Origin of the sequence: Streptomyces deccanensis (assembly GCF_022385335.1) — a bacterium.
In the GTDB taxonomy this organism is placed as follows: Bacteria; Actinomycetota; Actinomycetes; order Streptomycetales; family Streptomycetaceae; genus Streptomyces; species Streptomyces deccanensis.
In genome coordinates this window covers 9,045,744-9,070,979 of record NZ_CP092431.1, presented here as the reverse complement: position 1 = coordinate 9,070,979, position 25,236 = coordinate 9,045,744, and the positions used below count along the sequence as shown (strand labels likewise).

The 25,236-nt window shown below is 71.2% G+C and carries 20 protein-coding genes; 9 read left to right on the top strand and 11 right to left on the bottom strand.

Going from position 1 to position 25,236, the window contains the following annotated elements:
- Positions 1 to 41: 41 nt before the first annotated feature.
- The 5 genes from L3078_RS39875 to L3078_RS39855 all read right to left on the bottom strand — a co-directional run bounded on the left by L3078_RS39875 (position 42) and on the right by L3078_RS39855 (position 4,701).
- The gene (locus L3078_RS39875) at positions 42 to 881 is read right to left on the bottom strand and encodes an SDR family oxidoreductase (RefSeq protein WP_239759095.1); all 840 of its coding nucleotides are present in this window, start codon (positions 879 to 881) and stop codon (positions 42 to 44) included.
- Positions 850 to 2,079, bottom strand: a complete 1,230-nt coding sequence (locus tag L3078_RS39870; protein ID WP_239759094.1) for an NAD(P)/FAD-dependent oxidoreductase — start codon at positions 2,077 to 2,079, stop codon at positions 850 to 852. The genes L3078_RS39875 and L3078_RS39870 overlap by 32 nt, the downstream gene beginning before the upstream one ends.
- Positions 2,076 to 2,273 carry a ferredoxin gene (locus L3078_RS39865; protein WP_045561554.1) on the bottom strand — a complete coding sequence of 66 codons (198 nt, stop codon included), beginning with the start codon at positions 2,271 to 2,273 and terminating at the stop codon, positions 2,076 to 2,078. The genes L3078_RS39870 and L3078_RS39865 overlap by 4 nt, the downstream gene beginning before the upstream one ends.
- Before the next feature lie 36 nt (positions 2,274 to 2,309).
- Positions 2,310 to 3,551, bottom strand: a complete 1,242-nt coding sequence (locus L3078_RS39860; protein ID WP_239759093.1) for a cytochrome P450 — start codon at positions 3,549 to 3,551, stop codon at positions 2,310 to 2,312.
- 418 nt (positions 3,552 to 3,969) lie between these two features.
- Complete coding sequence (locus tag L3078_RS39855) at positions 3,970 to 4,701, bottom strand: response regulator transcription factor (protein WP_239759092.1); 732 nt, start codon at positions 4,699 to 4,701, stop codon at positions 3,970 to 3,972.
- A 145-nt stretch (positions 4,702 to 4,846) separates the two neighbouring features.
- Between L3078_RS39855 and L3078_RS39850 the strand changes: the two genes are divergently transcribed.
- The 3 genes from L3078_RS39850 to L3078_RS39840 all read left to right on the top strand — a co-directional run bounded on the left by L3078_RS39850 (position 4,847) and on the right by L3078_RS39840 (position 8,456).
- Entirely contained in the window at positions 4,847 to 5,614 is a 768-nt protein-coding gene (locus L3078_RS39850) for an SDR family NAD(P)-dependent oxidoreductase (protein WP_239759091.1), read from the top strand.
- A gap of 88 nt (positions 5,615 to 5,702) precedes the next feature.
- Positions 5,703 to 6,746 (top strand): zinc-dependent alcohol dehydrogenase, encoded by a 1,044-nt coding sequence (locus tag L3078_RS39845; protein WP_239759090.1) that lies wholly within the window; start codon positions 5,703 to 5,705, stop codon positions 6,744 to 6,746.
- A 252-nt stretch (positions 6,747 to 6,998) separates the two neighbouring features.
- A complete protein-coding gene (locus tag L3078_RS39840; RefSeq protein WP_239760671.1) occupies positions 6,999 to 8,456 on the top strand; it encodes a DUF1996 domain-containing protein in 1,458 nt (485 codons plus the stop codon).
- 45 nt (positions 8,457 to 8,501) lie between these two features.
- On the opposite strand, the gene L3078_RS39835 is transcribed toward L3078_RS39840, so the two are convergent.
- From L3078_RS39835 to L3078_RS39820, 4 genes are all read right to left on the bottom strand, one after another.
- Complete coding sequence (locus L3078_RS39835; RefSeq protein ID WP_239759089.1) at positions 8,502 to 9,146, bottom strand: response regulator transcription factor; 645 nt, start codon at positions 9,144 to 9,146, stop codon at positions 8,502 to 8,504.
- A 70-nt stretch (positions 9,147 to 9,216) separates the two neighbouring features.
- Positions 9,217 to 10,464 carry a sensor histidine kinase gene (locus tag L3078_RS39830; RefSeq protein WP_239759088.1) on the bottom strand — a complete coding sequence of 416 codons (1,248 nt, stop codon included), beginning with the start codon at positions 10,462 to 10,464 and terminating at the stop codon, positions 9,217 to 9,219.
- A 73-nt stretch (positions 10,465 to 10,537) separates the two neighbouring features.
- Positions 10,538 to 11,989 (bottom strand): sensor histidine kinase, encoded by a 1,452-nt coding sequence (locus L3078_RS39825; protein WP_239759087.1) that lies wholly within the window; start codon positions 11,987 to 11,989, stop codon positions 10,538 to 10,540.
- Positions 11,986 to 12,675: a response regulator transcription factor gene (locus L3078_RS39820; protein WP_239759086.1), complete on the bottom strand. Its 690-nt coding sequence runs from the start codon at positions 12,673 to 12,675 to the stop codon at positions 11,986 to 11,988. Before L3078_RS39820 ends, L3078_RS39825 begins: the two co-directional genes overlap by 4 nt.
- A gap of 149 nt (positions 12,676 to 12,824) precedes the next feature.
- Between L3078_RS39820 and L3078_RS39815 the strand changes: the two genes are divergently transcribed.
- From L3078_RS39815 to L3078_RS39790, 6 genes are all read left to right on the top strand, one after another.
- Positions 12,825 to 14,168, top strand: a complete 1,344-nt coding sequence (locus L3078_RS39815) for a ferredoxin reductase family protein (RefSeq protein ID WP_239759085.1) — start codon at positions 12,825 to 12,827, stop codon at positions 14,166 to 14,168.
- Between the two features lie 26 nt (positions 14,169 to 14,194).
- Positions 14,195 to 14,914 carry an FMN-binding protein gene (locus tag L3078_RS39810; protein WP_239759084.1) on the top strand — a complete coding sequence of 240 codons (720 nt, stop codon included), beginning with the start codon at positions 14,195 to 14,197 and terminating at the stop codon, positions 14,912 to 14,914.
- Between the two features lie 4 nt (positions 14,915 to 14,918).
- On the top strand, positions 14,919 to 15,641 hold the full coding sequence (locus tag L3078_RS39805; RefSeq protein WP_239759083.1) for an FAD:protein FMN transferase: 723 nt from the start codon (positions 14,919 to 14,921) through the stop codon (positions 15,639 to 15,641).
- Positions 15,642 to 15,851: 210 nt separating this feature from the next.
- Complete coding sequence (locus L3078_RS39800; protein ID WP_239759082.1) at positions 15,852 to 16,811, top strand: GNAT family N-acetyltransferase; 960 nt, start codon at positions 15,852 to 15,854, stop codon at positions 16,809 to 16,811.
- Positions 16,812 to 17,059: 248 nt separating this feature from the next.
- Positions 17,060 to 22,258: a family 43 glycosylhydrolase gene (locus L3078_RS39795; protein ID WP_239759081.1), complete on the top strand. Its 5,199-nt coding sequence runs from the start codon at positions 17,060 to 17,062 to the stop codon at positions 22,256 to 22,258.
- Positions 22,259 to 22,485: 227 nt separating this feature from the next.
- Entirely contained in the window at positions 22,486 to 23,466 is a 981-nt protein-coding gene (locus tag L3078_RS39790) for an LLM class flavin-dependent oxidoreductase (protein WP_239759080.1), read from the top strand.
- Here L3078_RS39790 and L3078_RS39785 read toward each other — a convergent pair.
- Positions 23,430 to 24,293: a lysophospholipid acyltransferase family protein gene (locus L3078_RS39785; protein ID WP_239759079.1), complete on the bottom strand. Its 864-nt coding sequence runs from the start codon at positions 24,291 to 24,293 to the stop codon at positions 23,430 to 23,432. The two genes, L3078_RS39790 and L3078_RS39785, sit on opposite strands and share 37 nt — an antisense overlap.
- Before the next feature lie 4 nt (positions 24,294 to 24,297).
- The gene (locus tag L3078_RS39780; protein ID WP_239759078.1) at positions 24,298 to 25,080 is read right to left on the bottom strand and encodes a GNAT family N-acetyltransferase; all 783 of its coding nucleotides are present in this window, start codon (positions 25,078 to 25,080) and stop codon (positions 24,298 to 24,300) included.
- Positions 25,081 to 25,236 lie beyond the last annotated feature (156 nt).

Below are 25,236 nucleotides of genomic sequence, written 5' to 3'. Positions count from 1 at the left end.
GTCGTGCGGTGGTGCGGTGGGGCCCCGGTGGGGCCGGGGGGTCAGGCCGTTCGGTGGTGGCGCATCCAGGCGGCCTGGCCGCCGTCGACGAGCAGGTCCGTGCCGGTGATGTAACGCGCTTCGGGGCCGATGAGGAATGCCACGGCGTCGGCGATCTCGGCCGGGGTGCCGGTGCGGCCCGCGCCGCTCGCCTCCACCATGGCCAGCATGCGCGTGCCGCTCGGGCCGTCGGCCTCGGCCTTCGCCATGGCGGTGGCGACGACCCCCGGGCTGACGCTGTTGATCCGGGCACCGCGTCGGCTCCAGGCGAGCGCCGCGGCCTCGACGCGCAGTTGGTTGGCCCGTTTGGACACGACGTACGCCCGCGCCGCGCTGTCCCCGACGGCTTTCACGGCACCGATGTCGAGGAGTTCCGCGGCCGGGACCGTGGCGAGGGCGGTTTCGTCCTCGCGGCCGAGGGAGGCGACATGACCGGCCATGCTGGAGACGCAGACCATGGCCGTGCCCGGCTCCGCCACGCCCTCGAAGGCGTCGATGACGTGGGCGGTGCCCAGCAGGTTGACCGCGAGGATCGTCTCGGCGGTCGCCTGCACGGCGGAGACTCCGGCGGTGTGCACGACGGCGGCCGGCCGGCCCGCATCGGCGGCCTCCGCCGCGAGCGCGTCGACGGACCCGCGGTCGGACACGTCGGTCAGGACGCCCCGCGCCGTGTATCCCTCATCATTCAACGCACTCACCACACAGTCGAGTTGACCGCGTGAGGCGTCGGCGAGCAAGACCGTGCGTCCGCTGCCGATCCGGCGTGCGACCGCCACGCCCATGCCACCCGCGCCGGTGACGACGACCACCTCACGCGCCGGGCCGGATCGCTGTTGCGCCATGGTCGATCTCCTCTCTTGCCGCCGGCCTCTCCGGCGGGAACGTCTCGTGCCATCCGGCGCCGGACGCGATGGCCTGTCGCCACTGCCGGATCGCCTTGGGCGGCATGCCGACCGCGAGCGCGCCGGTGACCCGGTCGTCGGTGCGGTAGACGGCAACGAAGCGGCGCTCGGCAGGGTCTCCGGCGACGATCGACACCTCGTCGTGGCCGCGCAGCCAGCCGTAGGCCTGCACCTTCATGTCGTACTGGTCGGACCAGAAGTACGGCACCGGGGCGAAGGCCCTGCGGGCGTCCGGATCGGCGGCGAGCAGATTGCGGGCGACCGCCATGCCCTGCTCGGCGGCGTTCGTACGGTGCTCGACCCGCATCGAGGTGCCGAACAGCGGGTTGTACCAGCGGGCCACGTCCCCGGCCGCGTACACGTTCTTCGCGGCCTCGCAGTACGCGTCGCAGAGCACGCCGTCACCGACGCCCAGGCCGCTGTCCGCGAGCCACTCGGTGTTGGGCCGCGAGCCGATGGCGACCAGCACCTCGTCGGCCTCGATCACCTCGCCGTCCGCGAGCCGCACCCCGTCCTCGGTCACCTCCGTGACGGTGACGCCGGTGCGCAGGTCGACCCCGTGGTCGAGATGGGCCCGGGACAGCACCGCGCCGACCTGCCCGCCGACCGCGTGCGCCAGCGGCACCGGCGCCGGTTCGAGGAGGGTGACCTCGACGCCGAGCCGCCGGGCGACGGCGGCGGCCTCCGCGCCGAGGAACCCGGCGCCGACCACGACCAGCCGCGTCCCCGGTGTCAGCCGCTCCCGCAGGCCCAGCGCGTCGTCCAGGGTGCGCAGCACGTGCGCGCCCTCACCGGGCAGCCTGCGCGGCCGTACACCGGTGGCGACGACCAGCGCGTCGTACGGCACGGTGTCGCCGTCGGCGAGCCGTACTCGGCGTTTCCTCAGGTCGAGGCCGGTCGCGGCGGTGCCGAGCCGCAGGTCCAGGTCGAGGCCGTCGAGGTGGTCGGGGGTGCGCAGGGTGAGCCGGTCGGGGTCCCACTCCGCGGAGAGGAGCTGCTTGGACAGCGGGGGCCGGTCGTAGGGGGCGTGGGGTTCGTCGCCGACGAGGGTGAGGGTGCCGTCGTAGCCCTCGCGGCGCAGTGTCTCGGTCGCCGCCAGTCCGGCGGCCGAGGCACCCACGACCACGATCCGCCTCACCGGTCCACCAGTCGGATCGCGGCGGCGGGGCAGATCGCGACGGCCTCCTGCACCCCGTCCATGAGGTCGTCGGCGGGGTGCTCCTCCAGCAGGATCGCGACGCCGTCCTCGTCACGCTGGTCGAACACCTCGGGGGAGGCCATCACGCACTGGCCGGAGGCCACGCACTTGGGTTCGTCGAGTTCCACACGCATGGGGCGCTCCTTGGTTCGCGTACTCGTGGGGGGGTGTCACCAGGCGACCGGCAGGCACTTCACGCCGTAGGTGGTGCCGGTGTGGTTGAAGGCCAGCTGGTCGAGGGGGGCGGCCGGGCGGAGGGTGGGGACGCGGCGGTAGAGCGTGCCGTAGACGACCTGGAGTTCGAGGCGGGCGAGGTTCTGGCCGAGGCACTGGTGGGGGCCGTAGCCGAAGGCGTTGTGCCGGCGGGCGGGGCGGCTCAGGTCCAGGCGCTCGGCCTCCGGGAAGGCGCTGGGGTCCCAGTTGGCCGTCTGGAGGTCGAAGAGGAGGCCGTCGCCCTTGCGGATGAGCTGGCCGCCGATCTCGATGTCGTCCTTGGCGACCCGGCGCAGGCCCGAGTGGACGATGGAGAGGTAGCGCAGCAGTTCGTCGACGGCGCCGGCGACGACCTTCGGGTCCTCGGTGTCGCGCAGCACGGCGAGCTGGTCGGGGTGCTCGAACAGGGCGAGCGTGCCGAGGCTGATCATCGTGGCGGTGGTCTCGTGCCCGGCGATCAGCATGGCGACGCCCATGCTGACGGCCTCCTCGTGGGCCATCTCGCCGCTCTTGACCCGGCCGGCCATCTCCGACAGCACGTCGTCGCCCGGCTCGACGAGCTTCTCCCGGAACAGGGCGTCCAGGTATCCGCCCAGGTTGCGGGCGGCGACGGACGCCTCCTCCGCCGACAGGGCGCTGTCGAGGGCCCGGTTGCTGTTCTCCTGGAAGAACTCGTGGTCCTTGTACGGCACGCCGAGCAGGTCGGCGATGACCAACGAGGGCACCGGCAGCGCCAGCGCGGTGAGCAGGTCGGCCGGGTTGGGTCCGGCCAGCATGTCGTCGATCAGGTCGTCGACGATCTTCTGCACCGCCGGGCGCATGGTCTCGATCCGCTTCACCAGGAACGGCGCGTTGACCGAGCGACGCAGCCGGGTGTGCTCAGGGGCGTCCGTGTTGGTGATCAGTTTCGGGGTGTGCGGGGCGATGTCCGCGCGGTGGGCGTTGACGTGGGGGAAGTCGGGCTCGTGGTCGTCGTTGCTGACGCGCGGGTCGGTGAGCAGGGTGCGCTGGTCGGCGTGGCGGGTGATCAGCCACGGGGTGCTGCCGTTCCAGATCCGCACCTTGGTGATCGGGCGTGCGCCGCGGAGTTCGGCGGCGGCCGGGGGCGGGGCGAGCGGGCAGCCCGCGGCCCGGGGCATCGGATAGTCGGGGCACGGTCCGCTGCTGGCGGACGCGGCGTCGGTCAGGGTGTCGGCCATGGTCTCTCCTCGGTGGTGGGGGTTCCGGTGGGGCGGAGCGCCGGGGGATGTGTCGAGGCCTCGATGAGCACATGCAAACAGAGCGGTCTGACGGCTCCCGGCCAGTTGCCTGACAGGAAGCTGACGTGAGCTGGATCACATTCCAGGGAGGGGCTGCGTCCTGGGCGGAGTGGCCGGGGTGGGCACCGGCGGCGACCATGGGTGGGTTTTCGGCCAATCAACACCCCTTCCCTGTCGGCCTGTTGACGTCGATGGGCATGTTCGACGCGGGATCACCGCGGGCACGAAGAAGGGCGGCGCCGGAGGGGTCCGGTGCCGCCCTTTCGGTGGCGCGGCGGGGTGTCAGGCGCTGCCGCGCGGCCGGGATGTGTTTGCTTCCCTGAGTGTGCTCCGGGGGCCGTACGCCGGGAACGGGCCTTCAGCCGTCCTCGGCGGCGATGCCGAGCCAGTAGCCGAAGCCGCGGCGGGTGTGGATGAGCGGCGGGGCCTCGCGGTCCACCTTGCGGCGGAGCCGGGAGACCAGCTGTTCGATGGCGTTGTCGCCGTGGAAGTCGCCCCAGACGTAGCGGCCGATCTGCTCCTTCGACAGCACCTTGTGCGCGTTGACGAGGAGGTAGCGCAGGAGGCGGTACTCCGCCGGGGTGAGGTTCAACGCCCGGCCCGCGCGCAGGGCCTGGCAGGCGGGGTCGTCCAGGACCAGGTCGCGGTAGGCCAGTTCACTGTCCCGACGGACGGGTTTTCGGCCACGGAGCAGGACTTGGGCGCGCGCCAGGACCTCGGCGATGCGGAAGGGCTTGGTGACGTAGTCCTGTTCCCCGAGGCCCACTTCCGGCAGCAGCTTGCCGAGGGAGTCGTACCGGGTCAGGAACAGGACGGGCGGGCGGTGGGCCAGGGGGCGGCGCTCCCGGCCGAGTCCCTCCAGGTCCGGCAGCCCGAGGTCGAGCACGACCAGGTCGAACCGCTGCTCGGTGAGCCGTGCGACGGCCGCCGTGCCCGACTCCGCCGCGTGGATCCGGTATCCCGCCAACTCCAGCGTGGTGGAGAGGAGTTCGGCGACGTCCGGGTCGTCGACGACGATCAGGACGTGCTGGCCCGCGCCCCTGGGGAGCGACGGTTTCTCGCTGGCACTGCCGTACCTGGTCAAGGCCATTCGCGTCGGCTCTTTCCTCACGGGGCGGGTCGGGCGTCGGTCGACATGGACAGCACCCTACCCCTCTCGTTGCTTGACTCAAGTAAGTCTCGTGTGCTTGCCTCACTCAAGCAAGAAGGTGGAGCAGTCTCAGAAGAGGAGCCTCATGAGCAGCAACGGTCTCGACGGCCGCGGTGTCGTCGTCACGGGAGCCGGTTCCGGCATCGGCCGGGCCGCGGCCCTGAAGTTCGCCGCCGCGGGGGCGCGGGTGCTGGTGGCCGACATCGACGAGAAGGCCGCCGAGGAGACCGTCGAGGCGATCGCGGCGACCGGCGGGACCGCGCTCGCGGTCGTCGGCGATCTCAGCGACCAAGCGGTCGTGGACGAGGTCGTCGCCCGTGCCGTGGAGACCTTCGGCGGGCTGGACGTCCTGGTGAACAACGCCGGGATCATGGACCGGATGTCCGCCCTCGCCGACGTCGACGACAGCGAGTGGGAGCGGGTCATCCGGGTCAACCTGACCGCGCCGTTCCTGCTCACCCGCGCCGCCCTGCCGCACATGCTGGAGGCGAAGCGCGGTGCGATCGTCTTCACCGCGTCCGAGGCGGGGTTGCGCGGCAGCGCCGCCGGTGCCGCGTACACCGCGTCGAAGCACGGCGTGGTCGGCCTGGTGAAGAGCCTGTCGGTGATGTACCGCAAGCAGGGCATCCGGGCCAACGCGATAGCCCCCGGCCCCACGATGACCAACATCAAGGTCGACGCCGACCAGCAGGCGCACGGTCCGGCGGTCATCGGCGGGCTGATCGGCGCCACCATCGGCCGGCTCGGCACCGCCGAGGAGCAGGCCGACGCGATCGTCTTCCTCGCCTCCGACGCGGCCGCCTTCGTCAACGGCGTGGTGCTGCCGGTCGACGACGCCTGGGCCGCCGTCTGACCTCCCGGGGCCGGGCCCGACCGGCGCCGCCTCCCTCCGCACGCCCCTTCGGCGGCACCCCTTCTCCATCCAGAAAGTGAGTCTCCCCATGGCGACTATGAAGTCCGTCCGGACCGCCGGTGTCGGCAAGGTCGAGGTCGTCGACGTCGAGCGTCCCGTGCCCGGCCCCGCCGACGTGCTCGTACGGGTCCGCGCCTGCGGCATCTGCGGCACCGACGTCACCTTCCTGCACATGGGAGGCGTGCCGTCCCGCGCCCACCTGGGCGGCGAGCTGATCCCGGTGGCGCTCGGCCACGAACCGGCCGGCGAGATCGTCGAGGTCGGCGCCGAGGTCACCGGTCTCGCGGTCGGCGACCGGGTGGTGGTCAACCCGCAGGACGCGCCGACCGGCATCATCGGCTGCGGCGGCGCGTACGGCGGGATGAGCGAGTACCTGCTGATCGAGAACGCCGAGGTCGGCAGGAGTGTGGCGGTGTTCCCGGACTCCGTGCCCTTCGACGTGGCCTCCCTCAACGAGCCCATGGCGGTGGCCCGGCACTGCGTCAACCGCTCGGAGGCGGGCCCCGACGACAAGGTCGTGGTCTTCGGCGCCGGACCCATCGGCCTCGGCGCCGCGATCTGGCTGAAACTGCGCGGGGTGAAGCACGTGGTCGTGGCCGACGTCATCCCGTCCCGGCTGGAGAAGGCACTGGCCGTGGGCGCGGACGCCGTCGTCGACTCGGCGCGGGAGGACGTCGCCGCGCGGCTGACCGAGCTGCACGGACAGGCCGCCAACGCGCTCGGGCAGCCCCGGCCCGGCACCGACATCTACATCGACGCGGCCGGGGTGCCGGCCGTGTTCAACACCGTGGTGGGCTCCGCCAAGTGGGGCGCGAAGCTGGTCATGGTCGCCGTGCAGAAGAAGGGGTCGGAGATCGACCTCGGCGGCATGCTGCGCAGCGAGCTGACCCTGATCGCCTCCCAGGGCTACCCCACCGAGATCTTCGAGGTCACCCCCGAGATCGTCGAGCACCACGAGCGTTTCGCCCGGCTCATCAGCCACCGGGTGCCCGCCGACGACGTCGACCGGGCCTTCGAGCTGGCGCTGACGCCGGGGGCGGCGGAGAAGGTGGTCGTGACGTTCGACGAGTAGAACTCGGCGGTCCCGGGTGATCACGGGGGCCTGTCGCCGGTCGTCGCCGGGGGCAGGCCCCCGTTCCTGTCCCCGAGTTGCACGGACGGCGCCAACTGGGTCCGGATTGGGGCCACTTGCACGGTTCGCGCATGGAGGATGCTACGAATCTGAGGATTCGCTGAGCATTCGGTGTACCCCTTACGTAGACGAGGACGCGCTTGACCCGTGCCGGATGTCCCGCCGGTGCCGGAGTTGTCCTTGAGAGGCATGATGAGACGCAACACGCGAAGAAGATCGAACACCGCCCGCCGACTGGTGGGCGCGGCAGCCGCAGTGGCCGTCGGTGCCGGCGGACTGGTCGCGGTCAACATCTACGCCTCGGCCGGCGAGACCGGCGCCTCGAACGGCACCGCGCAGAACCAGGTGCTCGCGGCCGGCACGTCCACCATCGAGTGCCCCGACGTGGGCCAGAAGTTGACGTCGGTGCCGGCCCAGGCCAAGGCTCAGGTCGACAGGGAACTGGCCCTTCTCGACAAGCAGATCTCCGAGGCGTACCAGCGCCTCTCCACCTCGCAGAGGGCGATTCAGCAGGACCCCAACTTCGCGCAGAACGCGATCGTGGGTCCGCTGAAGGACAAGCGGAAGGCGACGATCGACCGGATCGCCACCGCGATCGGCCGGGTGGCGGCCAAGCCGCAGGGCCTCGACGCGCTGGCGGCCTGCACGCTGCGCGCCACCGGCAACCAGCCCGCCCCCGCGCCGAGCGGAGGAGCCAACCAGGGCGGCAACAACACCAATGCCGGAGTGGCCGGCAACGGTCCCGTCGCCGCCGACTTCGTGGACATCACCAAGGTGCGGCCCAACGTGCGCACGCCCGCCAGATCGGCGCAGGCGTCGAAGGGCACCTTCGTCACCAAGTGCGGTGTGAACGCCAACAAGCTGTACAACAGCGACAACGTCATCGTGGCGCCCGGTGTCACCAACGGCGCGCACCACATGCACGACTACGTCGGCAACCAGGACAACGACGCCTTCTCCAGCGACCAGGACCTCGCCAAGGCGGGGACCAGCTGCCGGAACAAGGGTGACAGGTCGTCGTACTTCTGGCCGGTGCTGCGACTCCAGGACGGCACCAAGGAGTTCGACGCCGCGAAGCAGGGCGGCGGCGCCGAGGGCAACACGGGCCGGATCCTGACGGCGAAGCAGGCCACCCTGAACTTCGTGGGCAGCCCCCGCGGCAAGGTGGTGGCGATGCCCAGGCTGCTGCGCATCATCACCGGTGACGCCAAGGCGTTCGTCAACGGCCCCGGCAACGCCAACGCCTCCTGGAGCTGCACCGGCTTCGAGAACAAGGTGCAGTTGAAGGACAAGTACCCGCTCTGCCCCGCCGGCAGCGACGTGGTGCGCACCTTCAAGTTCCAGAGCTGCTGGGACGGCAAGAACATCGACAGCGCCAACCACCGTACGCACGTGGCCTTCGCCGACGCGAACGGTAACTGCGCGGCCGGCTTCAAGGCCATCCCGCAGCTGGTGCAGCGGCTGGTGTACGACGTGGACGCGCCCAGCGTGAAGGACAACGGCAAGACCCGTCCGTTCTACTCGCTGGACAGCTTCCCCGAGCAGCAGCACAAGCCGATCACCGACCACGGCGACTTCATCAACGTCTTCGACCAGAAGCTGATGAACAAGGCGGTGCAGTGCATCAACACCGGACGTAAGTGCAGCTGAGTCCGGTCAGCAGCAGGTGGGGGCGCCGTCGTTCTGACGGCGCCCCTACTTGTTGTTCAGATACGCCAGCAAGGCCAGTACCCTGCGGTGGCCGGTGTCGCTGGTCGGCAGGCCGAGCTTCAGGAAGACGTTGCCGATGTGCTTGCTGACGGCGCGTTCGGTGACGACGAGGGTCCGGGCGATGGTGGCGTTGTCGTGTCCCTCGGCCATCAGCGCCAGCACCTCCCGTTCGCGCGGGGTGAGCGCGTCCAGCGGTGAGTCCCTGCGGCGGGTGAGCAGTTCGGTCACCACCTCCGGGTCGAGCGCGGTGCCGCCGGCCGCGACCCGGTCGAGGGCGTCCAGGAACTCGTCCACCCGGCCGACCCGGTCCTTGAGCAGATAGCCGACCCCGCCCGCTCCCCCGCCGAGCAGTTCGGCCGCGTACGACTCCTCCACGTACTGCGAGAGGACCAGCACCGGAAGGCCGGGGAGCCGCCGGCGGGCCTCCAGGGCCGCGCGCAGTCCCTCGTCGCGGAAGCCGGGCGGCATCCGGACGTCCAGGACGGCGACGTTCGGGCGGTGCTCCAGCAGGGCGGGGAGGATCTCGGGGCCGCTGCCCGCGACCGCGGCCACCTCGTGTCCGGCCGAGGTCAGCAGCAGGACGAGGCCCTCTCGGAGCAGGGCGTTGTCCTCGGCGATCACCACACGCACGGCAGTCCCACCTCAGTCACCGACCGCCGTGTGCGCGATGTCCCCGGATCGGTCGTGGATTCCGTTTCGCTCACCATACGCAGGGCAGCTCCACCGTGATCACGGTGGGCCCGCCGACGGGGCTGGTCACGGTCATGGTCCCGTCCAGCGCGGCGACCCGCCGCCGCATCCCGAGAAGCCCGGATCCGTCTGCCGTGGCGGGCGGGGAGGCCGTGGCAGGCGTGGCGGGCGTGGGCGGCGTGGCAGGCGTGGGCGGCGTGATGAGTGTGGCGGCCGAGCCGGACGTCTCCGCGCCGCCCCGGCCGTCGTCACGCACCCGTACGTCCACGCCCCGGGCCGTACGGGTGAGGTGGACCTCGGCGTGGTCGCATCCGCTGTGCTTGGCGGCGTTGGTGAGGGCTTCGGCGACGACGAAGTACGCGGCGGCCTCCACCGCGGCGGGCGGGCGCGGACCGTCGGCGTCCTCCAACCCGCTCACCTCGACACTCACCTCCAGGCCGCTCGCGGCGGCGAGGGCCCGTACGGCGCCGGCCAGGCCCCGGTCGGTGAGGATCGGGGGGTGGATGCCGCGGACGACGTGGCGGAGTTCGGTCAGCGCGGCCTCGGCCTGCTCCTGGGCGTCGAGCAGCAGCCTGCGCGCGGCCTCCGGGTCACGGTCGTACGCGCGCCGGGCGAGCCCGATCCGCATGGAGAGCGCGACGAGGCGGGCCTGGGCGCCGTCGTGGAGGTCGCGTTCGATACGGCGGAGTTCGGCGCCGTGGGCGGCGATGGCGTCGGCCCGGGTCGCCGTCAGTTCCTCCACGCGTTCGGCGAGGCGGGCCCTGGGTGACGGCCGGAGGAGGGCCTCGGACCAGTCGGCGTCCAGGTCGGCGAGCCGGCCGATCAGCGGCAGGACGACGGCGTCGCGGCGCAGCAGTCCGCACCACACGCCGTCGACGACCAGGCCGAGCAGCCACAACGGCACGGCGAGGAAGAAGAGGGCGCCGTAGACGTAGTACGCGAGCATCCAGCGGGCGTCGGTCAGGGTGCCGGGGTCGCGGACGGCGATCCGCAGGCGTTCGCGCAGGGCGCCCTCGATGGGCTGGTAGGCCTCGGGGATCGGCCGGCCCGTCCAGGCGGCCACCTGGTGACGCTTCGCGCCCGCGATGCGGCGGATCAGGGTCACCGTCTCGGGCAGCATCCAGGCACCGACCACGGCGAGGGTGGCGACGGCGGTGATCAGCAGCACCGTGATGAACAGGTACGTCCCGAACGCCATCGCGGCGGCGACGCCCAGCTGGACCGTCCCTCGCGCGGCCCTGCGCACCGTCGTACCCATGCGGGCCAGATTAGGCGACCTGGTGCGGTGGGCGCGGTGGGTACGGATGTGGTGGGGGGCGGGCTCCGGAGTACTAGGCCCCGGGGCCCGAGCCCGTCAGGGGCAGGTGGACCGTGAAGGTGGTGGTGCCCGGCCTGCTGGTCAGGGTGATGGTGCCGCCGTGGGCGCGGACCAGGGAGTGGGCCACGGCCAGGCCCAGGCCGCTGCCGCCCCGGTCGCGGCTGCGGGCCTTGTCGACGCGGTAGAAGCGGTCGAAGACCCGTTCCTGGTCGTCGGCCGGGATCCCGGGCCCCGAGTCGGTGATCCGCACCTCGGCCGTGCCGGACTCCGCGACGACCTCCAGGGCGACCTTCGTACCGGGCGGGGTGTGCACGGCCGCGTTGGTGAGGAGGTTGTCCAGGACCTGTCGGAGGCGCAGGGGGTCCAGACGCAGCCGGACCGGGCCGGAGCCGGTCGTCACGGTCAGCGGACGGTCGGGATGGCCGGCCCGGAAGCCGTCCGCCGCCTGCCGCGCCAGCTCCACCAGGTCGGCCTCCTCCAGCCGCAGCGGTGCGTCCACGTCCGCCGCGTCGAGGCGGGCCAGCATCAGCAGGTCGTCGAGGAGGACACCCATCCGGGCCGCCTCGGCGCGCAACCGGGCCAGGTGCTTGTCGCGTTCCTCGGGGCTGTGCGCGGCGGCGTACTGGAAGAGGTCGGCGTAGCCGCGCACCGACATCAGCGGGGTGCGCAGTTCGTGGGAGGCGTCGGCGACGAAGCGGCGCAGGCGCTGCTCCGCCTCGGTGCGGACGGCGAGCGCGTCGTCGATGTGCTCCAGCATCGTGTTGAAGGCGGTGCGCAGCTCCTCGACCTCGAACCCTCCGTCGCGGTTGTCGTGGCGCACCGGCAGCCGCGCCGAGTCCGTCAGATCGTGCGAGGTGATGCCGCGGGCGGTGCGCGCCATGTCGCTCAGCGGTTTCAGGCCGCGTCGCAGCATGGCCCGGCCGAAGACGACGAGCGCCATCAGGGCGAGGACGAAGGTGACGACCTGGATCGTGATCAGCTGGCCGACCGTGTCCTCGATGTCGTCCATCGGCGCGGCGCTGACCAGGATCACCCCGGGCTCCACCTCGCAGGCCCGCAGCCGGTACTGGCCCTGTCCCTTGAGGTGCTCGGTGCGGGTGACCTCCGTGCCCTCGACGGTCAGCGCCTTGGCCACGAGGGTGAAGTCGTCGATGTCCTCGGGCAGGTCACCGGGGTCCTCGGGCTTACGCAGGACCGGGGTCCCGGCCGAGGTGTCGTACACCGCGTAGTACCAGCGGTAGTACTTCTTCCCCTTGAGCGTGCCGTAGTCGGCGATGCTCTTGGACTGGGCGATCTGGGCGATCTTGAGCTGTTCGTTGAGCTGCGCGGACAGATAGTCGCGCATGTACATGGTCAGCGCGCTGCCGACGACGGCGAACACGACGAGCGCCAGGGCACCGAGGCCGAGGGCCAGCCGGGTGCCGAGGCGCATACCGCGATAGCTCTGCTTGAGGCGGGCGATCACTCGGTGGCCTGCCGCAGGACGTAGCCGAATCCGCGGACGGTGTGGATGAGCGGTTCACCGGTGTCGTCGAGCTTGCGGCGCAGCCTGCTGACGACCAGTTCGACGACGTTGGAGCGGCCGCCGAAGCCGTACTCCCAGACGTGGTCGAGGATCTGCGCCTTGGTGAGGACGGTCGGGGACTTGCGCATGAGGTAGCGCAGGACCTCGTACTCGGTGGGCGTGAGGGTGAGCAGCTTGTCGCCGCGGCGGACCTCGCGGGTGTCCTCGTCCATCGACAGGTCGGCGACCTGGAGGACGGAGCGCTGGAAGGCGGGCCCGGCGCTGCGGCGCAGCACGGTGCGCAGGCGGGCCATCAGCTCCTCCACGGCGAACGGCTTGACCAGGTAGTCGTCGCCGCCCCGGGTGAGGCCGGCGACCCGGTCGGCGACGCCGTCGCGGGCGGTCAGGAACACCACGGGCACCATCGTGCCGGACCGGCGGAGCCGGTCGAGCACGCCGAAGCCGTCCAGGCCGGGCAGCATCAGGTCCAGCACCACGATGTCGGGGCGGAACTCGGCCGCCTGCCGCAGCGCCTCCTCACCGGAGTGTGCCGTGACGGCGTCCCAGCCCTCGTAGCGGGCGACGGTCGCCACCAGGTCCGCGATCGGCGGGTCGTCGTCCACCACGAGCAGTCGCACTTTTTCCACGTGCTCATACTGCGCCACCGATCGCCGTGCGCCATAGCCGCTCACGGCCCGGGGGCACGATCGATAAATACTTGAAAGTTGTCCGACAGCAAAACGACAGCAGTCACCGGAGAAGCTCGTATCCCCCACCCGATCAAGGAGCCCTCCCCGTGACCACTGTCCAACAACCCCCCGCGGCCGTCAGCCGCTCGGGAGCGCGTCCCAAAGTGGTCGCCCGCACCGGTCTGTACGCGGTGCTGGCGGCGAACGTCGCCGTGGTGACCTTCTTCTTCGTGCAGGCCGGCTTCGCCTCGAACGCCCTCATCGTGCTGGGCCGCCTGACCGGTCTGTACGGCGCGCTGCTGATGGCGTTCCAGCTGGTGCTGGTGGCCCGACTGCCGTGGTTCGACCGGCGCATCGGCATGGACCGGCTGACCTCCTGGCATCGCTGGACCGGCTTCTCGGTGCTGTGGCTGCTGGTCGCGCACGGGGTGTTCATCACCTTCGGCTACGCGCAGTCCTCGGACCTGGACCCGGTCAGCCAGCTGGTGGACCTCGCCGAGACCGTCGAGGGCGTGCTGCGCTCGATCGTCGCGCTCGGCATCATCGTCGTGATCGGTGTGGTCTCGGCCCGCTTCGCCCGCCGCCGACTGGCCTACGAGACCTGGCACTTCATCCACCTGTACACGTACGTCGCGGTGGTGCTGGCCTTCACGCACCAGGTCGCGGCGGGCACGTCGTTCGCCTCGTCGCAGACCGCGACGGCGTACTGGTACGTGCTGTGGGGCGTGGCCCTGGCCTCCGTGTTCATGGGCCGGCTGGTGCTCCCGCTGTGGCGCAACTGGCGTCACCAGCTCCGCGTCACCGCGGTCGTCCCCGAGGCCGACAACGTCGTCTCGATCTACATGACCGGCCGCGACCTGGACCGGATGCCCGCGCGGGCCGGCCAGTTCTTCCTGTGGCGGTTCCTGACCCGGGACCGCTGGTGGCAGGCCAACCCCTTCTCGCTGTCGGCCGCGCCCGACGGCAGTCAGCTGCGGCTGACCGCGAAGGCGGCCGGCGAGGGCTCGGCCGCCCTGCGTCACGTCAAGGTCGGCACCCGGGTCTTCGCCGAGGGCCCGTACGGCGCCTTCACCGCGATGCACCGCACCCGGCCGGAGTCCGTGCTCATCGCCGGTGGCGTCGGGGTCACCCCGATCCGGGCGCTGCTGGAGGAGATCGAGGGGCACGCGGTGGTCATCTACCGGGTCGCCACCAAGCAGGACGCGGTCCTCTACGACGAGCTGCAGCGGCTCGCCTTCGACAAGGGCGCCGAGCTGCACCTGGTCTCCGGCCCCGTCAGCCCCGATCTGCTGGCGCCGCGCGAGCTGCTGCGGATGGTGCCGGACATCGCCGACCGGGACGTGTTCCTGTGCGGGCCGCCGCCGATGATGAACGCGGTCCTGGGCAGCCTGCGCGAGCTGGACGTGCCCAAGCCGCAGATCCACTTCGAACGCTTCAGCCTGGCCGGCTGAGGACACAGGGACACGAGGACAAGACTGTGAAGCGAGCCATACCCGCCCTGGTCCTGAGCGCCGCAGCGCTGGTGCCCGTCTGGCGTTACGCCCCCTCGACCGACACGACGTCCACGACGACGACCGCCGAGCCCGCCCCGTCGGCCTCCGCGTCCACGTCGTCGGGGTCCACGGTGGTCACGGGTCCGACGATCGACACCGAGAAGGGCCCCGTCCAGGTCCAGGCGACCTTCCAGGGCGACAAGATCACCGCCGTGAAGTTCCTCCAGCAGCCGGACCACCCGCAGACCGAGGCGGCGGTGCCGGTACTGATCGAGGAGACCCTGACGGCGCAGAGCGCCGACATCGACACCGTCTCCGGCGCCACCATCACCAGCGACGCGTACCGGGAGTCCCTCCAGGCCGCGATCGACGAGAACGAGAAGGCGGCGGGGTCGTCCGACTCCGGTTCCGACACCGCTTCGGGGGACTCGGCGGCGGAGAACGCGAGCCAGACCGTCGCGGGCCCGACCGTCGGCACCTCCAAGGGGGACGTCCAGGTCCAGGTGACCTTCGAGGGCGACAAGATCACGGCCGTGGAGATGCTGAAGCAGCCGGACCACCCGCAGACCGAGGCCGCCGTCCCGGTGCTGATCAAGGAGACCCTGACGGCGCAGAGCGCCGACATCGACACCGTCTCCGGCGCCACCATCACCAGCGACGGCTACCGGGAGTCCCTCCAGGCCGCGATCGACGCGAAGGCCTGATCCGGTGCGCCGCGTCGAGCACATCATGGGGTTCCCGATCTCACTGCTGATCGAGGACGAGGAGGCCACCGCCGAGGCCGCGGAACCGGCGTTCGCGTGGCTGCGCGAGGTCGACGCGCGGTTCAGCCCGTTCCGCGCGGACAGCGAGGTGTCGCGGCTGGACCGGGGCGAGCTGGCACCGGAGGAGATCAGCCGGGACCTCGCCGAGGTGCTGGCCCTCTGCGAGGAGTACCGGGTGGCCACGGGCGGCGCGTTCGACGTACGGCTGCCGGGGCGTGGGCTCGACCCCTGCGCCATGGTGAAGGGGTGGGCCGTGCAGCGGGCGGCGGAGCTGCTGACGGGGCTGGGCGCGAAGCGGCTGTGCCTCAACGCCGGTGGTGACGTGGCGGCGACCGGTGGGCCGTGGCGGGTGGGGGTGCGGCACCCGGAGCGGGCCGACCGGCTCTGCGCGGTCCTGTCGGTCACGGACGGCGCGGTCGCCACGTCCGCGCGCTACGAGCGCGGCGACCACATCCTCGACGGCCGCACCGGCCGCCCGGCGACGGGTCTGCTCAGCCTCACGGTGGTGGCCCCGTCCCTCACCGAGGCCGACGCGACGGCCACGGCGGCGTTCGCGATGGGGGCGGAGGGTGTGGAGTGGGCCGCGTCGCGGGAGGGGTGCGAGGTGTTCGCGGTCGACGCCCGCGGACGGGTCTTCCGGACGCCGGGGTTGCCGGTGGCGGCGTGAGGGCGCCTCATGGGTCGGGGGTGCGGGTCGTTCGGCGACTGCGGCTCGTACGTGGCTGATCGCGCAGTTCCCCGCGCCCCTGAAGGGGCCTGCGGCCACCTTCAGCACCTGCGCCCACCCCCGCCCGACCAAGGCCACCGGGCGCCCCGCTGCTCCCGGCCCACCGAAATCCCGTTGCGGCCCCCGCCCCCGCCCCCCGACAGTGGCCCCATGACCACGACGCACCCCACCCCCCTCCCGCCCGGCCTCACCGTGCGTCCGGCGACGCTCGACGACGCGGAGGCCGTGTGCGCGCTGCTCAACGAGATCGACCTGCTGGAGATCGGCCGCGCCGAGACCGAACTCGTCGAGGTGCAGGCCGATCTGAAGCATCCGGAGGCGGACCTGGAGCGCGACTCCTGGCTGCTGTTCGACGGGGACCGCCTCGTGGCGTACGGCCTGCAGTGGGACGAGTCCGGCGGCGAACGCATCGACATGGACCACTACGCGCTGCCGGACCAACCGCTCGGCGCGCTGCACCTGTTCGACCTGATGGAGGCCCGCGCGGCGGAGCGCGCGGCGGCCAACGGCGCCGACCGGGCCGTGGTGCACATGCACCTCAACATCACGCCCACGATGGACCTGGACGCGTTGCGCGGACGCGGCTGGCGCACGGTCCGCCGCTACAACGTCATGACCCGCCCCCTGTCCCCCGCCGAGCCCCTGCCGACACTCCCGCCCGGCGTCACCCTGCGCACCTGTGCCGCCGAGGAGGACCGCAGGAAGGCCTACTCCCTGCTGCAGACGGCCTTCGCCGACCACTTCGACTTCCAGCCGCGTACGTACGAGCAGTGGCTGGACGACATCGACGCCGAGAACGTCGACTGGTCGCTGGTCTGGATCGCGCACGTCGACGGCCTCGGTGACGTGGCCGCCCTGCGGTCCCGCAACGACCGTTCCGCCGCGGCCTGGATCTCCAGCGTCGGTGTCCTGCGCGAGGCCCGCGGCCGCGGGCTCGGCAGTCTGCTGCTGCGCCACACCTTCGGTCACTACGCGGCCCTGGGCCGCGACCGCGTCAGCCTCGGCGTCGACACCGACAACAGCACCGGAGCCCTCGCCCTCTACGAACGGCACGGTATGAAGCGGGACTTCGCGGTCGACACGTGGGAATTGATACGCCCCGTCCGGTAGGCACCGGTACCTCAGCCCCCGTTCTCCCTGGAGAACGGGGGCTCTTCGTTCGGCCTGTCGGACATTGTTCGAAACCTCTTGACGCCTCACCACATGCCGATTGACACTCTCGCAACACGACGTCACACGGCCGAAACAGCGGGACCCCGGGGCGAGGGTTCCCGCCCTTTCTCGACCCCGTTCCGCCTTGTCCTCCCCTCACTTCTCGCCTCCCTTCCTCTGTCGTGCTCTCAGCAGGGATATTCCACATGACGTACATCGCACGTCTGCGCGGCCGCGCGAGACGCTGGGCGGGTCCGCTCGCCGGACTGACCGCCGCGTCACTGCTTCTGGGCCTCGCCGGCCCCGCCGCTCCGGCCGCCGCGGACGACGCCGACCTCACCGACGGCCTGGCCCTCTGGTACAAGCTCGACGCCACCTCCGGCACCACCGTCACCGACGCCTCCGGCAACGGCCGCGACGGCACGGTGAACGGCACCGCCGGCTGGACGGGCAACGGACAGGGCCTCGCCTTCAACGGCTCGGACACCTACGTCAAGGTGCCGAACGACGTCATGAAGGGCATGGACTCGATCAGCGTCTCCATGGACGTACTGATGGACGAGTCGCAGACCGGGCCGTACTTCATCTACGGCTTCGGCAACACCACCAACGGCGCGGGCAACGGCTACCTCTTCGCCACCGGCAACTCCCTGCGCACCGCGATCGCGTCGGGCAACTGGTCGACCGAGCAGAACACCCGGCCCTCCGACTCGCACAACCTGACCCGTTCGGTGTGGAAGCAGCTCACCTACACCCAGACCGGCACCACGGGCGTGCTGTACGAGGACGGCGTGGAGGTCGGCCGCAACACCTCGGTCACCACCACCCCGGGGTCCATCGGCTCGGGCACCACGACCGCCAACTACATAGGCAAGTCGGTCTACACCAGCGACAAGCTCTTCAAGGGCAAGATCCGTGACTTCCGGGTCTACAACCGTGCCCTCGCCGGCTCCGAGGTCGAGCAGCTCTCGCTCCCCATCGCCGCGGAGGGCGTCGCCGCCGACAAGGCCGCCCTCACCCTGGGCGACACCAGCGCGGTGACCGCCGACCTGGACCTGCCGAAGACCGGCACGGCCGGCGGCTCGACCATCACCTGGGCGAGCGACAACACGGACGTGGTCTCGAACTCCGGCGCGGTGACCCGCCCCGCCGCCGGCCAGCCCGACGGCCACGCCACGCTGACGGCGACCCTGAAGAAGGGCCCCGCGAGCGCCACCAAGACCTTCGAGGTCACGGTCCTGCCCGCCTTCGACGACACGACCGCCGTCGACCAGGCCACCGAGGCACTGACCGTGCACAACCTCGACGACGCACGGGGCAACCTGACGCTCCCGACGTCCGGCGACTTCGCCACGAAGGTCGCCTGGTCCTCCGCGAACGCGGACGTCGTCTCCGACGACGGTGTGGTGAAGCGTCCCGCGCACGGTGACGGCGCCACCACCGTCGAGCTGACCGCGACCGTCTCCAAGGGCGACGCGAAGAGAACCCGCGTCTTCACCGCGAAGGTGCCGGAGCTGCCGAAGAAGGAAGCCCTCAAGGGCTACATGTTCAGCTACTTCACCGGCGAGGGCACCTCGGACGGCGAGCAGCTCTACGCGGCCCTCAGCAAGGGCAACGACCCGCTGAAGTGGCGGGAGTTGAACGACGGCAAGCCCGTCCTGACGTCCACGCTCGGTGAGAAGGGTCTGCGCGACCCGTTCATCATCCGCTCCCCCGAGGGCGACAAATTCTACCAGATCGCCACGGACCTCAAGATCTACGGCAACGGCGACTGGGACGCCTCGCAGCGCACCGGCAGCAAGTCCATCATGGTCTGGGAGTCGACCGACCTGGTGAACTGGACCAACCAGCGCCTGGTGAAGGTCTCCCCCGACTCGGCCGGCAACACCTGGGCCCCCGAGGCGTACTACGACGACGAGCGCGGCGAGTACGTCGTGTTCTGGGCGTCGAAGCTGTACGACAACGAGGCCCACTCCGGCGACACGTACAACCGCATGATGTACGCGACGACCCGCGACTTCTACACCTTCAGCGAGCCCAAGGTCTGGATCGACCGCGGCTACTCGGTCATCGACTCCACGGTCATCCGGCACGACGGCGAGTACTTCCGCCTCTCCAAGGACGAGCGCAACAACTCCTCCTCCACGCCCAACAGCAAGTTCATCTTCGAGGAGAAGAGCGACACGCTGCGCAACCTCTCCTGGACCGCCGTCGCCGAGGGCATCGGCAAGGGCGAGATGAGCGCGGCCGAGGGCCCGCTGGTGTTCAAGTCGAACACCGAGGAGAAGTGGTACGCGTTCCTCGACGAGTTCGGCGGGCGCGGCTACATCCCCTTCGAGACGACCGACCTGGCCTCCGGCGTGTGGACCCCGTCCACCGGCTACGACCTGCCGTCAAAGCCCCGGCACGGCACGGTGCTCCCGGTCACCCAGGCCGAGTACGACCGGCTGCTGCAGACCTACCAGCCGGACCAGATCATCACCGACGTCGAGGACGTCAAGGTGAAGACCCGCGTCGGTGACGCCCCGGTCCTGCCGGCCACCGTCATCGCCGAGTCTGCGGACGGCGTGAAGCGGCCCGTCGCGGTCACCTGGGAGGCCGTGGACGCCTCGCAGTACGCGCAGGCCGGCACCTTCACGGTGAAGGGCGACATCGCCGGCGACTCGGCGATCGAGGTCACGGCGGAGGTCACGGTCTCCGCCGAGGGCCCGGACGTCCCCGCCGACCTGCTGCTGCACTACGACTTCGACGAGACCGGCGGCAGCATCGCCCGCGACTCCAGCGGCCACGGCTACCACGGCACCTACGTCCGTACGCCCGACTTCGGGACCGGCGTCGACGGCGGCTCGTTCAAGATGTCCGGCGGCAACAGCGGCTCCAGCTCGCCGTACGTCAAGATCCCGAACGGGGTCCTGAAGGGCGCGAGCAGCGTCACCGTCTCCACGTACGTGAAGTGGAAGGGCGGCGACAACTTCCAGTGGCTCTTCGGGCTCGGCCCGGACAGCAACAAGTACCTGTTCGCCACTCCGTCCAACGGCGGCGGCAAGCTGTTCTCCGCGATCACCAAGGCCACCTGGTCCGGTGAGAAGCAGATGCTCGGCGGCTCCCCGCTCACCCCGGGCGAGTGGAAGCACCTCACCGTCACCCTGAACGGCGCGACCGAGACGGCGGTCCTCTACCTGGACGGCGCCGAGGTCGCCCGCGTCGGCGGGGTCACCGTCAAGCCGTCCGATCTGTACGACTCGGCGAAGGACCACTCCGGCTACATCGGCAAGTCGCTCTACTCCCCCGACCCGTACTTCGGCGGCGAGGTCGACGACTTCCGGATCTACAACCGGGCCCTGACGCCCGCCGAGGTCCTGGAGCTGGGCGGCAACACCACCGGGATCGCCGCGGCGACCCACCCGGCGCTCAAGACCGACGCGATCATCACCGACAAGGACAGCAAGGTCGTCCTGCCGCTGGCCCCGGGCAGTGATGTCACCGCCCTGGCACCGGAGTTCACCCTCGCCCACGGCGCGACCATCAGCCCGGCCTCCGGCACCCTGCGCGACTTCAGCAAGCCGGTCACGTACGAGGTCACGGGCTCGGACGGGAAGAAGCGCACCTGGACCGTCTCGGCGGTGGTCATGAAGAGCCCGGTCCTGCCGGGTCTCAACGCCGACCCGAACGTAGTCCGGTTCGGTGACACCTTCTACATCTACCCGACCACCGACGGCTTCGAGGGCTGGAGCGGTACGCAGTTCAAGGCGTACTCCTCCAAGGACCTGGTCAACTGGACCGACCACGGCGTCATCCTGGACCTCGGTCCGGACGTCTCCTGGGCGGACAGCAGGGCCTGGGCGCCGGCGATGGAGGAGCGGAACGGCAAGTACTACTTCTACTTCTGCGCCGACGCGAACATCGGTGTCGCGGTCTCCGACTCGCCCACCGGCCCGTTCAAGGACGCGCTCGGCAAGCCGCTGCTGAAGGCGGGCGACTACCGCGGTCAGATGATCGACCCGGCGGTCTTCACCGACGACGACGGCACCTCGTACCTCTACTGGGGCAACGGCCGGGCGTACGTGGTCCCGCTCAACGACGACATGGTCTCCTTCGACGCCTCGAAGGTCACCGACATCACGCCGAGCGGCTACAACGAGGGCACCTTCGTCATCAAGCGCAAGGGCACCTACTACTTCATGTGGTCGGAGAACGACACACGTGACGAGAACTACCGGGTCGCCTACGCCACCGGCTCCTCGCCCACCGGTCCCTGGACCAAGCAGGGCGTGATCCTGGAGAAGGACCTCTCGCTCGGCATCAAGGGCCCCGGCCACCACTCGGTGGTCCACGTCCCGAACACCGACGACTGGTACGTCGTCTACCACCGCTTCGCCATCCCGGGCGGAGACGGCACGCACCGCGAAACCACCATCGACAAGCTGGAGTTCGACGCCGACGGCCTGCTGAAGAAGGTCGTCCCCACCCTGGAGAGCATCGACCCGGTCACCATCGCCCGGGCCGGCGCGGACGCCTCCGGCAAGGAAGGCGCCAAGATCCAGCTGAACGGCACGGTCTCCGGCGCGGGCGGCGCCCAGTGGACGATCGGCAACGACGTGCCCTGCGTGTTCGCCGACGCCAAGTCCGCGAAGACCACGGTCACCTGCGCCGACAACGGCACGTACACGCTCACCCTCACCGGCGGCCGCAGCTCCGACACGGCGACCGTGACCGTCACCAACGCGGCCCCGAAGATCACCTCCGCGACCGGCCCGAAGTCCCCGGTGGCGGTGGGCAAGGGCACCTCGGTCTCGGCGAAGTTCACCGACCCGGGCACCCGCGACACCCACACCTGCAAGGTCGACTGGAAGGACGGCACCAAGCCCACCGCCGGCAAGATCGCCGTCGGGGTCTGCAAGGCCGAGCACACCTACCGCAAGGCCGGCATCTTCCGCCCGGTGGTCACCGTCACCGACGACGACGGCGCCTCGGCGAGCAGCACGCTCCCCGAACTGATCGTCTACGACCGGGCCGCCGGTTCCGCGACCGGCAAGGGCAGCTTCACCTCACCGGCCGGGGCGTTCCCGGCGAGCCCGAAGCTCACCGGCACGGCGGGCTTCTCCTTCAGCGCCAAGTACGGCAAGGGTGACACCCGGCCGTCCGGCAAGGCCGCGTTCGACTTCGCCAAGGCCAAGCTGAAGTTCCGCTCCACCGGCTCCGACTGGCTGGTGGTCACCGGTTCGAAGGCGGTCTACCAGGGCTCCGGCACGGTGGGCGGCAAGACCGGCTACGCGTTCCGCATCACGGCCACGGACGGGCCGGACACCTTCAAGATCAAGATCTGGAAGAAGTCCTCGGGCGCGGTGGTCTACGAGAACAAGTCGGCCGCGAAGACGAAGGGGGTCGTGGTCGGCCGCAAGTAACCCCCGAGCGGCACCTTGACCGAGCCGCGTCCGGATTCTTCCGGGCGCGGCTCGGTTTTTTTAGCGTCAGGCCCCTTCGGGCCTGAAAGGCGACGGGGCTGCGGGCCTGAAAAGCACGGGGCGCAGCCCCTGCTTTTCAGGGGCGCGGGGAACTGCGCGAGAAGCCCCACCCACCCGCACCCCGCGACGAACGGGAATCCCCCCACCCCCCAAACGTTGAACCCCATATGCGCCTCTCCGTCCTAGACCGCTCCCGCACCCGCGAAAACCACACCGCCCCCGAGGCCCTGCGGGACACCGTCCAGCTGGCCCGAGACGCGGAACGGCTCGGATTCCACCGCTTCTGGGTGTCGGAACACCACGGCGTCCCCGGCGTAGCCGGCTCCGCCCCGACCGTCCTGGCCGCCGCCGTCGCCGCCGCCACCCACACGATCCGCGTGGGCACCGGAGGGGTCATGCTCCCCAATCACCGCCCCTTGGTCGTCGCGGAGCAGTTCGGCGTGCTGGAGTCCCTGTTCCCGGGCCGGATCGACATGGGCCTCGGCCGTTCCGTCGGCTTCACGGACGGCGTACGGCGGGCGCTGGGCCGGGACAAGGACGATGCCGACGATTTCGCGGGCCAGTTGGACGAGCTGCTCTCCTGGTTCCGGGGCACCTCCCCGACCGGCGTGCACGCCCGCCCGCCGGAGGGCCTGACCGTCCCCCCGTTCGTGCTCGCGATGGGCGAGGGCGCCGACATCGCCGCGCGGGCGGGCCTGCCGATGGTGATCGGCGACCTCCGCGACCGCGAGCGGATGCGGCGCGGCATCGACCGCTACCGCGCGGGGTTCCGTCCGTCCGAGTGGGCGGCGGAGCCGTACGTCGTCGTCTCCGGCACGATCGCCGTCGCCGGCACCCCGGAGGAGGCGCGCCGGATCCTGCTCCCCGAGGCCTGGGCCATGGCCCACTCCCGCACGCACGGCACGTTCCCGCCGCTCGCCCCGGCGGAGGAGGTCGAGCGGCGGACGATGACGGCCAGGGAGCGCGGCTTCTACGAGGCCGGGCTGACCGGCCAGGTGTACGGCACCGAGGAGCAGGTGGCGTACGAACTGGAGTCGCTGATCAAGGAGACGGGTGCCCAGGAGGTCCTGGTCACGACGAGCACGTACGACCGTGAGGCGCTGCTGGACTCCTACACGAGGCTCGCCCGGATCGCGGGGCTCGGCTGACCCGACCGGCACCCGTCCACCGCTTCGGGCGCGTGTTCGACCATGGCCGCCACGTCGATCACCGCCGTCTGCGCGGCCCTCGCCAGCGCCCGCCGGTCGACGTGACCGGCCGGGCCGATGACGGGCCGTACGTCCACCTCGGCGACGACGCCGCGTGCCGTCACCACCCGCCACACGGAGGCGAGCAGCGAGTCGTCCCCGACGTAGGCGGGTGTGGTGCTCGCCCCGCCCTCGGCGAACCGGTAGCGGACGCGGACCGGCTGCACGGGCACGTCGGCGTCCAGCGCGGCCTGGAAGACGGCCCGCCGGAAGCGGCCCTGGGCCCGGCCGCACCAGGTGCTCCCCTCGGGGAAGGCGACGACGGCCGCCCCGCCGCGCAAGGAGTCGGCGATGCGGGTGACCGTGTCCGGCAGCGCGCGGATCCGGTCCCGCTCGATGAACAGCACTCCGCTCCGCGCCACGAGAGCGCCCGCCACGGGCCACCGCCGTATGTCCGCCTTGGCGAGCATCCGCGCCGGACGCACCGCGCCGAGCAGCGGTACGTCCAGCCAGGAGACGTGGTTGGCGACGAGCAGCAGCCCGCCGTCGGGCGGGGCGCCGCCGGAGATCCGTACCCGGACGCCGGACGCCCGTACGACCGCCCGGCACCACAGCCGTACGACCCCGGCCGGAGCCCGCAGTCCGACGGCGCTCACCAGCACTCCGACGAGGACCAGGGCCACGACCGCCGCGAACCGGGCGACGGCCCGGGGCACGGCGGCGATCGACGCCCCGGTCTGCACACAGGCCTGCGGGCTGCAGGGCGCGCTCGGCAGCCAGACGCTCATCGGGTCACGCCGCCGGTACGAGGGAGAGGAAGTGGCGCAGGTAACGGGCGTTGACCCGGCGCATCGACAGCAGCACGTACAGGTCGGCGACCCCGAAGTCCGGGTCGTGCGCGGGCTCGCCGCAGACCCAGGCGCCGAGCCGGAGATAGCCGCGCAGCAGCGGCGGCAGTTCCATGCGGGCCACGGGGGTCTCGCTCTTCGGGATCCAGGGCAGCAGCGGGCGTACCCGGTACTCCTCGGGCGCCAGGTGCTTGTCGCGCACCCGGTCCCAGGTGGCGGAGGCGAGCGTGCCGCCGTCGGCTAGGGGGATGGAGCAGCAGCCGGCGAGCCACTCGTGGCCCCGGTCGAGCATGTAGCGGGCGATGCCGGCCCAGATGAGGCCGATGACCGCGCCGTCGCGGTGGTCGGGGTGGACGCAGGAGCGGCCGACCTCCACCAGTCCGGGCCGGATGCCGTCGAGCCGCCCGAGGTCGAACTCGGCCTCGGAGTACAGCCGTCCGGCGACGGCGGCCCGCTCGGGCGGCAGCAGCCGGTAGGTTCCCACCACCTGCCCGGTCAGCGTCTCCCGCACGAGGAGGTGGTCGCAGTACGCGTCGAAGGGGTCGACGTCGAGGCCCGGCTGGGGACCGGTCAGCAGGGCGCCCAGCTCGCCGGCGAACACGTCGTGCCGCAGCCGCTGGGCGGCCCGCACATCGGCTGCGTCACGGGCGAGGGTGACGGTGTAGGGGGTAGGGACCGCAGACGGGGACGGCAGGGCAGGGGTGTCCAGAGCGGGTACGGCGGTCATGGCTCACTCCAGGTCACGGGCCGGTTCGGCCTGAGCGGAAGGACAGGCCGGTCGGGTACGGCCTGCGCGTACCTGTTCTTCCGACGCCGTCTGGCCTTCGCGTGACCGGTGGCGGGAGCCCGGATGTGCGCTTGCTGAACGGAACGGTCCCGGTGA